This window comes from Bacteroides sp. NSJ-39 (assembly GCF_014287315.1).
GTDB lineage: Bacteria > Bacteroidota > Bacteroidia > Bacteroidales > Bacteroidaceae > Bacteroides > Bacteroides finegoldii.
The window spans coordinates 1-3,264 of the sequence record NZ_JACOOB010000047.1; the positions used below are offsets into that span (position 1 = coordinate 1).

A 3,264-nucleotide genomic window follows, 5' to 3' on the forward strand; every position below is an offset into this window, starting at 1 on the left:
CCCGTTCCGCATTATAACACGTGCCTTGCCGGTATCCGTGCCGTCGCCAAGCGTTGCGGCATCACCAAGCATATCACGTGGCATCAGAGCCGCCACACGGCAGCCACGACGATATTCCTCTCCAACGGTGTTCCCATCGAAACCGTCAGCTCCATGCTCGGACACAAGAGCATAAAGACGACGCAGATTTACGCAAGTGCGCCCAGAATGGTCGCTTAATAAATACTTCTTTAGCAAGAAGTTAGGATTGGGTTCGATATAATCCTATCGTCAATCAGTTTATCCAAAGGGGAAACCCGATGGGGAGTGTAGCATACTGATTAAAGCTCCAAGTCCACTAATAGTCAGGTGGCAACTGAGGGGCAAGACGAAAAGACATACATAAGGATGAAGCCTTGATTGGTTGAATGATAGTTCAGTGGTACCAAATCTTGCAACAACGGAAGACTATTATACATACGTTGTTTCATAGTACTCTGCCTATTTTGTGCGTTAGTGCAGAGCATAAAGAACCGACTATGACACAGCCGCAATAAGCGGACAAGAACGAAAGTCGCATCCGACAGTATGTCGTGCTAATAGTTATTAAGAGAACTAACTGGGGATTACCTAAGTCGGAACGCTGGAACAAACAGCTATAAAGAAAGCTTTTGAATATCCGATATGGTAACGGAACTTCCGTAGTAGTCTGAGCAAGGGAAAGCCTTGTACATGGCGAAGGGAAGTAGTCTGTAACTTTAATACAAACAACGGAAAACGTGAGAGACGTATGAGAAATCCAGAGCAAGTATTAAACATTTTAGCTGGACACAGCAATGAGCCCGAGTATAAATACGAAAGGCTTTACCGTATTCTATTCAATGAACAGATGTTCTTTGTCGCCTACCAACGTATGTATGCAAAGCCGGGCAACATGACACCCGGCACAGATGGCAAAACTGAGGATGAAATGAGCATTGATAGGATAAACAAACTCATAGAGAGTATAAAGGATGAGACTTATAGTCCCAATCCTGCAAAGAGAACTTACATTCCGAAAAAGAATGGGAAGATGCGTCCGCTAGGAATACCGTCTTTTGAAGACAAATTGGTTCAAGAGGTAGTAAGAATGGTGCTTGAAGCCATATATGAGGGACACTTTGAGTGGACATCGCACGGTTTCAGACCAAACCGAAGCTGCCACACAGCACTGAAAAGTCTACAAAACAATTTCAACGGTGCAAAATGGTTCATTGAGGGAGATATAAAAGGCTTCTTTGACAACATAGACCATAATGTGCTGATAGAAATAATGAAAGGCAGAATAGCAGACGACAGATTTCTTCGTCTGATACGGAAATTCCTCAATGCAGGGTACATGGAAGAGTGGCAATTCAACAAGACTTATTCAGGGACACCGCAAGGTGGTATCATAAGCCCTATTTTGGCAAACATATACCTAGACAAGTTCGATAAGTACATGGATGAATATGCCAACAAATTCAATAAAGGGACAGCAAGAAGCCGCAACAAGGATATTTGCAAACTCAACAGCAGAGTACACTACCTAAAACGTAGGATAAATGAAGTAGAGGATGTAAACGTAAGAACAAGGATGGTAGAAGAACTGCACGAAAAGCAGAAGCTGATACTTACAATGCCAAGTGGCAATGATATGGATGTAAACTTTCGCAGGTTGAAATACGTGCGCTATGCCGATGATTTCCTTATCGGAGTTATCGGAACGAAAAACGAATGTGAGACAATCAAAGCTGACATCACTAAGTTTATGCAGGAAAAGTTAAGGCTGGAGATGTCACAGGAAAAGACTTTGATTACAAATGCACAAGACAGCGCAAAATTTTTGGGTTACGAAATATATGTCCGTAAAGACTATGCCACAAAGAGAAACAGTAACGGAACAGTGCGCAGATACTTCAACGGGAATGTGATACTACACGTTTCAAGAGAAGTAATCAAGAACAAGCTGCTCAGCCTCGAAGCCATGAAAGTTGTCACCAAACACGGCAAGGAGACATGGGTGTCAAAAGGCAGGACTTATATGATTGACAATGAAGCGCACGAGATTGTATCTCAGTTTAATACCGAAATACGAGGGTTCTACAACTATTACTCAATAGCAAACAATGCATCGGCTTTGGGACGCTCTTTCGGCTGTATTATGAAGTTCTCCATGTACAAAACTCTTGCTCAAAAGCTGAATATGTCAGTGAGAAAAGTCATTGAAAGATACCGCAAGGACAATCTCTTTGCAGTGCCTTTTGTAAACAAGGGAGGAGAAACCAAGTACAGGGTATTCTATAATGAGGGATATGCCCGCAAAACGGATTGTGAAACAGCCCCAAGTGACAATCTGCCGTACATGTTCAAAATGCCATCATTGAGTCTGATAGAAAGGCTTACAACAAAAACGTGCGAACTATGTGGCAAGCACGGAGAAGTGGTAATGCACCATGTCCGCACACTCAAAGAGTTAAAAGGTAAAAATGACTGGGAACGCAAAATGCTCTACATGCACAGAAAGACTTTGGTTGTATGTGCGGAGTGTAACGCAAAAATCCAGAGATGTGTCAAGTAAGATGATGTTACAGATGGAGAGCCGTATACATGGAGACGTGTAAGTACGGTTCGGGGGCAGGTAAGCGAAAACCTACCGCTGTAAAGCGGAAAGGCGTTGTTTGCCGAGCCTACAGATAACCAAAGAGAAGCTCAATCAGGACATGGAGAACCTTGCCGCAAGATTGAACGGCGTCGAGGAATTTGCAGGTTGCACCATCTAAAAAGAAAAGCCATGAAACGTGACACAATCATCATCGAGGACAAGGCAGTCAGCGTAACCGGTAACGACGTGTGGATGACCGCCACAGAAATAGCCGGATTGTTCCATACGACCGTCCCGGCAGTGAACGCCGCCATCAGAGCCGTCCGCAAGTCGGACGTGCTGAACGACTACGAGGTGTGCCGCTACATGCAGCTTGAAAACGGGCTGCACGCGGACGTGTACGCCCTTGAAATCATCATCCCGGTCGCTTTCCGGCTGAACACCTACAACACCCACCTGTTCCGCACATGGCTGGTGGGAAAGGCACTCTCACAAGAGAAACGGCAGACATACGTGATGTTCATACAGAACGGAAAAGCCGGGTATTGCTGATTGCACATACCCCATAAGACAAGTAAACGGGTAGCACCACAAAAGGTGTCACCCGTTTACTTTTTCATGAAACCGCCTCACTCCAGCGGCTTGCGGTAGTTCGCTTCCAG

At 44.8% G+C, this 3,264-nt stretch carries 3 protein-coding genes; all 3 read left to right on the forward strand.

Annotated features, from left to right (window positions below):
* On the forward strand, positions 1 to 219 hold a 219-nt coding region (locus tag H8S63_RS19570), incomplete at its 5' end, for a tyrosine-type recombinase/integrase (protein WP_186927678.1).
* A 550-nt stretch (positions 220 to 769) separates the two neighbouring features.
* The gene (locus tag H8S63_RS19575; protein WP_186927679.1) at positions 770 to 2,578 is read left to right on the forward strand and encodes a reverse transcriptase/maturase family protein; all 1,809 of its coding nucleotides are present in this window, start codon (positions 770 to 772) and stop codon (positions 2,576 to 2,578) included.
* A gap of 213 nt (positions 2,579 to 2,791) precedes the next feature.
* Positions 2,792 to 3,154: a RhuM protein gene (locus tag H8S63_RS19580; protein WP_186927681.1), complete on the forward strand. Its 363-nt coding sequence runs from the start codon at positions 2,792 to 2,794 to the stop codon at positions 3,152 to 3,154.
* Positions 3,155 to 3,264: the final 110 nt, after the last annotated feature.